The sequence below is a fragment of the Allobosea sp. GW821-FHT12C12 genome (assembly GCF_058807355.1).
This window is the reverse complement of record NZ_JBXAQP010000006.1, coordinates 245714-251935: the sequence shown is the minus strand read 5'-3', so window position 1 is coordinate 251935 and position 6222 is coordinate 245714. Positions and strand designations below refer to the sequence as shown.

At 66.9% G+C, this 6222-nt stretch carries 8 protein-coding genes and 1 pseudogene; 4 read left to right on the top strand and 5 right to left on the bottom strand.

From position 1 onward, the window contains the following. On the top strand, positions 1-748 hold a 748-nt coding region (locus AC1RRW_RS11555; protein ID WP_492900895.1), incomplete at its 5' end, for a GyrI-like domain-containing protein. Between the two features lie 9 nt (positions 749-757). Here the strand turns inward: AC1RRW_RS11555 and AC1RRW_RS11550 are convergent. Further along, positions 758-1816, bottom strand: a complete 1059-nt coding sequence (locus AC1RRW_RS11550; protein WP_492900894.1) for an MBL fold metallo-hydrolase — start codon at positions 1814-1816, stop codon at positions 758-760. Positions 1817-1901: 85 nt separating this feature from the next. Further along, on the bottom strand, positions 1902-3158 hold the full coding sequence (locus AC1RRW_RS11545) for a class I SAM-dependent methyltransferase (RefSeq protein ID WP_492900893.1): 1257 nt from the start codon (positions 3156-3158) through the stop codon (positions 1902-1904). Positions 3159-3341: 183 nt separating this feature from the next. Here AC1RRW_RS11545 and AC1RRW_RS11540 point away from each other — a divergent pair, with 183 nt between their 5' ends. From AC1RRW_RS11540 to AC1RRW_RS11530, 3 genes are all read left to right on the top strand, one after another. After that, on the top strand, positions 3342-3551 hold the full coding sequence (locus AC1RRW_RS11540; RefSeq protein ID WP_492900892.1) for a hypothetical protein: 210 nt from the start codon (positions 3342-3344) through the stop codon (positions 3549-3551). A gap of 92 nt (positions 3552-3643) precedes the next feature. Next, positions 3644-4336, top strand: a complete 693-nt coding sequence (locus tag AC1RRW_RS11535; RefSeq protein ID WP_492900891.1) for a class I SAM-dependent methyltransferase — start codon at positions 3644-3646, stop codon at positions 4334-4336. Between the two features lie 65 nt (positions 4337-4401). Then, on the top strand, positions 4402-5028 hold the full coding sequence (locus AC1RRW_RS11530; protein WP_492900890.1) for a VOC family protein: 627 nt from the start codon (positions 4402-4404) through the stop codon (positions 5026-5028). A 79-nt stretch (positions 5029-5107) separates the two neighbouring features. Here AC1RRW_RS11530 and AC1RRW_RS11525 read toward each other — a convergent pair whose 3' ends face one another. From AC1RRW_RS11525 to AC1RRW_RS11515, 3 genes and pseudogenes are all read right to left on the bottom strand, one after another. Next, a complete protein-coding gene (locus AC1RRW_RS11525; RefSeq protein WP_492900889.1) occupies positions 5108-5413 on the bottom strand; it encodes a helix-turn-helix domain-containing transcriptional regulator in 306 nt (101 codons plus the stop codon). Positions 5414-5426: 13 nt separating this feature from the next. Further along, a pseudogene (locus AC1RRW_RS11520) lies at positions 5427-5746 on the bottom strand (type II toxin-antitoxin system RelE/ParE family toxin). 65 nt (positions 5747-5811) lie between these two features. Beyond that, the gene (locus AC1RRW_RS11515) at positions 5812-6216 is read right to left on the bottom strand and encodes a GtrA family protein (RefSeq protein ID WP_492900888.1); all 405 of its coding nucleotides are present in this window, start codon (positions 6214-6216) and stop codon (positions 5812-5814) included. Between the last annotated feature and the right edge of the window lie 6 nt (positions 6217-6222).

Here is a 6222-nt window from a genome sequence, read left to right as displayed (position 1 = left end):
CGTCACGCCTGCGCAAGCGCCGCCGCCTCCGCCCGCCGCGGTGCCCGAGCCGCAGCCAGGCCCGACGCCGGTGCAGCCTGCGCCGGCGCTGCCCGGCCCGGTGACGCCGCAGCCGGTGCAGCCCGCGCCGAGCCTGCCCGGTCCCATCGAGCCGCAGCCCATGCAGCCGCCGCCGACCTTGCCGCCGCCCGGCCAGCCGCTGCCGCCGGTCCCGCCCCAGCAGCAGACCGGCGCGCCCAATCCCAACGCCACGCTCGCCGGCCGCCCCGGCGACGCGAGCGACGTCGACCAGATCCTGCTCGTTCCCAAGCCGGTGCTGACGCTGTCGGGCCAATCGAGTTGGGACCAGGGGTTCGAGAAGCTCTCGGCGAGTTTCCGCATCCTGCGCGACGAGGCCGCGCGCGGCGGCCTCGCCGTCTCGGGCCGGCCGCTGACGCTGTTCGTCGAGACCGACGACAACGGCTTCAAGTTCGAGGCGATGCTGCCGGTCGATCGCGCGCCCGGCGGCGCGGCGCAGCCGCCGCTCGGCAACGGCGTGCGCGCCGGCCAGTCGCCGGCCGGGCCGTCGCTGCGCTTCGTCCACAACGCGCCCTATGACGACATCGATTCGACCTATGAGACGATCACCGCCTATCTCGAGGCCAAGAACATCGTCGCCAAGGACGCCTTTCTCGAGGAGTATGTGAACGACCTCCGGGACCCGGCCGATCCCAATCTCGAGATCAACGTCTACGTCCAGCCGAAATAGGGACAGGCGTCAGGCCGTCCAGCTCAGCCCCGGCCGCATCGGGGTGAAGCGCTCTTCCGGCAGCTTCGCCTCGGCCAGCGCGGCCTTCAGCGCCTCCAGCGGGCGCTCGATGCCTTCGTCGGTGAGTTGAAAGGTTCCCCAGTGATGGCCGATGGCGCGCTCGGCCCTGAGCGAGCGCATGACCTTGACCGCCTCTTCCGGGTTCATGTGGTTGTCCGCCATGAACCAGCGCGGCTCATAGGCGCCGATCGGCAGCACGGCGAGCCGGAACGGGCCGTACTCGGCGCCGAGCCGGTCATAGAGCGAGCCGTCATGGTAGCCGGTGTCGCCGACATGGAAGATTTTCGTGCCGCCTGACTCGACGATGAAGGAGCACCACAGCGCCATGCGCCTGTCGAAGGCGCCGCGCGCCGACCAGTGATAGCTCGGGACGAGCGTCGTGGTCACCTTGTCGGACAGGACGACGCGGTCCTTCCAGTCATGGGCCTCCAGCCGCGCATCGGGAATGCGGGCGCGGATGATGGTGTCGTTGCCGAGCGGAACGATCATGCGCGGCTTATGCGCCTGGTGCAGCCGCGCCAGCGTTTCGAGATCGAGATGGTCGTAATGGTTGTGGGTGACGAGCACGGCGTCGATCGGCGGCAGGTCCTCGAAAGCGACGCCCGGCGCGTTCACGCGTTTGGGGCCGGCGAAGGAGAACGGGCTCGCCCGCTGCGCATAGACCGGGTCGATCAGGAGGTTGAGGCCGGCGACCTGGTAGAGGAACGAGGCGTGGCCGAGATGGACGATGCGCAAGCCGTCGAAGCGGGCCGGCGGCCTGTCCCGCGGCGGCGTTGGATAACTCGCCGGAAAGGTCTCGCGGTCGCGCTTCGAGGTCTGCCATTTCAAGATATCGACCAGTCCCTTGGTCACCGGCCGGCCGTCGGTGAAGCTCAACCCGTCGAAATGGTCGCTCACCGGCCCCTGATAATACGGGTTGCGGGAGCGCGAGAGCGTGGCCCAGGCGACGCCGGACGAGGTGGCGAGCGCGGTGAGGCCAAGGACGGAGAGGAGTTTTCGGCGGGTCATGGGCCGTAGGTTGGGGCTGGCTCACGAAGCGTCAAGTGCGCGTCGAGCACCGTCCGCCCTGCAACGGCCCTGTCGCCGGATGCCGCTAGAACCCTCGCGCCTCGAGCGCGGCCTCGACCTCCGCGATGTAGTCGCGCACCACCGGCACGGCGCTCTTGTGCGGGCCGAGCAGGAGCTGGAAGACCATGTCGCCGCCGATGTCGAAGGAGATCTCGCAGGCAGACAGGTAGAACTCCCACATCCGGGCGAAGCGCTCGCCCATCATCGCGACGACCTCCTCGCGCCTCGCCATGAAGCGCTCGCGCCAGGCGGCCAGCGTCCAGTGATAGTGCCGCCGCCAGAATTCGCAGTCGGACGACCACAGGCCCGTCTGCTCGACCGCCGCGAAGACCTCGGAGAGGGCAGGGGCATAGCCGCCCGGAAAGATGTACTTCTCGAAGAACGGGCCGGTGAAGCCCGGCGGGCCGACGCGGCCGATGCAATGGACCAGCGCGATGCCGTCCGGCGTCAGCAGGTCGCGGATCTTTCCGAAATATTCGAGGTAATGCGCGACGCCGACATGCTCCATCATGCCGACCGAGACGACGCGGTCGAAGCTGCCGGTCAGCTCGCGATAGTCCCGGTTGACGAAGGTGACGGCGTCACCGACGCCCGCCGCCTCGGCGCGCTTCCGGGCAGCCGCCATCTGGTCGGGCGAGACGTTGAGGCCGGTCACCTTCGCGCCGCAGGCCCTGGCGAGGTAGATCGCGAGTTCGCCCCAGCCCGAACCGATGTCGAGCACGCTCATGCCGGGCTCGATCTTCAGCTTCGCGGCGATATGCCTGAGCTTGGCCTGCTGCGCCGCGGCGAGTCCGACCTCGGGACTGTGCCAGTAGGCGCAGGAATAGGTCATCGTCTCGTCGAGCCAGAGCCGGTAGAAATCGGTCGGGATGTCGTAGTGATGCTTGACCTTCTTGCCGGCCGCGCCGAGCGGGTTGTGCATGCGGAAGCGCCGTATGCGGAAGCGGATGGCGCGGATCGCCTTCTGGAGCGGGTGTTTGCGCAATTCCGAGCGCTGCAGCCAGAACAGCTCCAGCAGATCGTGGATCGAGGAACCGTCCTCGAAATCGATCCGGCCGTCCATGTAGCCCTCGGCCAGCGCCAGCTCCGGGTTGAGGAAAAGCTCGCGCTCGATCCGGTCGTCCTTGAGACGGATCGTGACCTCGCCGGCGGTCTTGCGCTGGCCGGCGAAGAACAGGTTTTCGCGGCCCGGGCCGAAGACATGGCGCTTGCCGTCCGGCGCGATGACGGTGAGGCGGCCCTTGCGGATCGCGCGTTTCAAGAGCTTGGGCAGTAGCAGCATGCGTATTCCCCGACGATGACGCCGACCTTAAGGCGCGGCGGCCATACAGGGAAATGTCCAGACACATTCCAACACATGCGCGTGCGTGTTGTTGCGCGAGTGCCATGGTCGCCCTTGGCCGGTCGCGCCGGAACAAACGTCACCGAATCCTGTTCCTGTGCCGGACCAAGCCGGAGCCTCGCCATGGACGACGATCGGATCATCAGGATTGCACGCGCCCTGTGCCGCGCCGCGCGGATCGATCCGGACAAGCCGGTCGAGGATCCCGCCAGCGTGCCGATGCCGCAGCGCACCGATTCCGTGTCGGCGTCCGCCGCCGCCTGGATGCACTTTCGCAAGGCGGCCGAAGAGTTCGTCGCGCGCCACAACGAACGGGTCGTCGCCCCGCTCTGACATCATGTCGTGGGCTTGGCTTGCATAGCCGACGCGCGCCGGACTACTGCTGCGATGCGTCTCCCGACGGGCGCAATTGGAACGGCGAAGCGATGTCCTGGCGCGATTTCTGGAACGGCGACACCCCGATCTACGTGTCCGACCGCCACAAGGCGTTGCATTACCTGCAGATCGCGAAGGACATCGTCGCCCACATTCCGTCGCCGGACGCCGTCGTGCTCGACCATGGCTGCGGCGAGGCGCTTTCGGCCGGCCGCGTCGCCGCCGCTTGCAGGAAACTCTATCTCTGCGAGGCCGCGCCGACCGTGCGCGACAGGCTGCGCGCGATGTTCGGACGCGAGGAAAAAATCGTCGTGGTCTCGCCGGAGGAGGTCGAGGCGCTGCCGGACGGCTCGCTCGATCTCGTCGTCGCCAATTCGCTGATCCAGTATCTCAAGCCGGACGAACTGACCGCGCTGCTCGCGCTCTGGCGGGCGAAGCTCACGCCCGGCGGACATCTTGTCCTCGCCGACGTGATCCCGCCCGATCTCGGTCCCTTGAGCGACGCCTCGGAACTGCTCGGCTTCGCCTGGCGCGGCGGCTTCCTAGGCGCGGCGCTGGCCGGCCTCGTGCGGACCGCGTTTTCGGACTACCGCAAGCTGCGGGCGCAATACGGGCTCTCGACGCATACGGCGGCGGGCGTCACCGCGCTGATCGCGCAGGCGGGGTTCGAGGCGATCGAGCGCGTGTCGAATTTCGGGCATAATCCGCAGCGGATGGCGTTTAGGGCGCGTGTGCCGGCGTGAAGCCGCCGGGCGGTTGAGCTTCTTCGCGCGATGGCCGGCAGGCCCTGCCGTTCCTATGGGAAGTCATGCTCAAGCTCGATCATCTCTCCGTCATCGCGCCGACTCTCATGGAAGGCGTCGCGCATGTCAGGGCTTGCCTGGACTTGGACGTGCCGTTCGGCCAGCGCCACGCCTTCATGGGCACGCATAACCACCTGCTGCAGCTCGGCGACATGACCTATCTGGAAATCGTCGCGCTCGATCCGGACGCCGATCGTCCCGATCGCGCCCGCTGGTTCGGTCTCGGCGATCAGAGGCTGGTCCGGCGGGACTGGGATGACGGTCGACGGCTTCGTGGCTGGGTCGCGAGAACGGACGACATCGATGGCGTCATCGGCGGGCGCGAGGCGATCTTCGGTCGCAAGGTCACGCTGCCGACCTTCGACTTCTCAATCCCCGAGGATGGGTCGCTGCCGCTCGATGGCGCGGCTCCCTCCGTCATCGATCGGCGCGGCAAGGCACGCGTGATGACGACGATCGCTGATCTCGGCGCGCGGCTGCTGAGCCTGACCTTGGAACACCCTGAGGCCGATAAGCTTACCGCGCTCTTCCGGGAGGTCGGGATCGACCGGCCTCCTGTCATCTGGAGGAGCGATCGTCTTCGATATCATGCGCAGATCGAGACGGCCGGTGGTTTAAAGGAACTGTCCTGAGTCGTTTCGGCGGGGTGAGCCAAGCCGCTTCCCGGGTTTTCATCGTTCCGGCCGTCGACCGAACGTCCTCGCTTCAGACCTATGGCAAGTGCTCGTCGAGCGGCTGCACGGCGAGACGCAGGCCCATTGTCCGAAGTATGGCGTTCAGGCTGCGCACCTCAGGGTTACCTTTCTCCGACAGTGTTCTGTAGAGCTGTGTCGGGTTCAGCGCGGCGGCCTTTGCAACGGCGGGCACGCCGCCATAACCCTTGGCCATCTGCCGAAGCGTCACCAGAAGCTCGCCCTGATCGCCGTCCGCGAGGATCGCATCGAGCGTGGCGGCCGCCATCGCGGGATCGCTCCGGAACAGCTCGGCCATAGCGTCGTCATGACTGCGGTCTTTCATCGTCCTCGTCTTTTCAATCGCTGCGGCTTTGCCAGTCGCGCCAGTGGTTGCAGGCTCGCTCGATATCACCGTCCTGGGTTCGTTTGGTTCCGCCGCACAGCAGCATCACCGTCTTGCCCGAGCGGGCGTAATAGACCCTGTAGCCGGGGCCGGCATCGATACGCAGTTCATACATTCCGTCGCGCAGCGGTTTGAAGTCGCCGAAATTGCCGTGTTCCAGCCGGTTCAATCGCCGAATGATCGCAGCCTTGGCCTGCATGTCGCGGAGCTTGCGCAGCCAGTGGCAATCAAATCCTCGCCACCGCGCGTCAGGTAGTGCCGCACATCGAACATGCGAGATATTCGTCTAAAAACGAATTCTTTGCAAGCGCATGCTGCCGGCAGGCTGTCTTAGGCAGTTATTCCGTCCGGTCCGCAAAGCTGAAGAACTTATGTCCCATGAACGAGAACACCATCACGATCCCCGTGGTGACGAATTGCATCGGCAGATAGGGCAGGCCGGCGCGATCGACGAAGAGGTGCATCAGGATGCCGGTGAGGACGAAGCCCCCTGCCGCGATCAGGGCGAAGCGCCAGCCGGCCTCGGCGTGGCTGCGGGTGGCCTCGAATGTCAGCCAGCGGTTGAGCGCGTAGGAGACGAGCGCGCCGAGCACGAATCCGGCCAGCGTCGCGGGCACGGGGTCGATCCGGCCGAGCTCGACCAGCCCGATCAGCGTCGCGTAATGGGCGACGGCCGTGATGCCGCCGGCGAGCACATAGGCCGCGAGCTGGCGGGACTGGCGTGGGTAGCGAGGGACCGGCATGGCGGG

Excerpts from the sequence above, each read along its gene's own strand:
- AC1RRW_RS11550 (WP_492900894.1), bottom strand. The coding sequence starts at position 1,816 with ATGACCCGCCGAAAACTCCTCTCCGTCCTTGGCCTCACCGCGCTCGCC.
- AC1RRW_RS11545 (WP_492900893.1), bottom strand. The coding sequence starts at position 3,158 with ATGCTGCTACTGCCCAAGCTCTTGAAACGCGCGATCCGCAAGGGCCGC.
- AC1RRW_RS11540 (WP_492900892.1), top strand. The coding sequence starts at position 3,342 with ATGGACGACGATCGGATCATCAGGATTGCACGCGCCCTGTGCCGCGCC.
- AC1RRW_RS11535 (WP_492900891.1), top strand. The coding sequence starts at position 3,644 with ATGTCCTGGCGCGATTTCTGGAACGGCGACACCCCGATCTACGTGTCC.
- AC1RRW_RS11530 (WP_492900890.1), top strand. The coding sequence starts at position 4,402 with ATGCTCAAGCTCGATCATCTCTCCGTCATCGCGCCGACTCTCATGGAA.
- AC1RRW_RS11525 (WP_492900889.1), bottom strand. The coding sequence starts at position 5,413 with ATGAAAGACCGCAGTCATGACGACGCTATGGCCGAGCTGTTCCGGAGC.
- AC1RRW_RS11515 (WP_492900888.1), bottom strand. The coding sequence starts at position 6,216 with ATGCCGGTCCCTCGCTACCCACGCCAGTCCCGCCAGCTCGCGGCCTAT.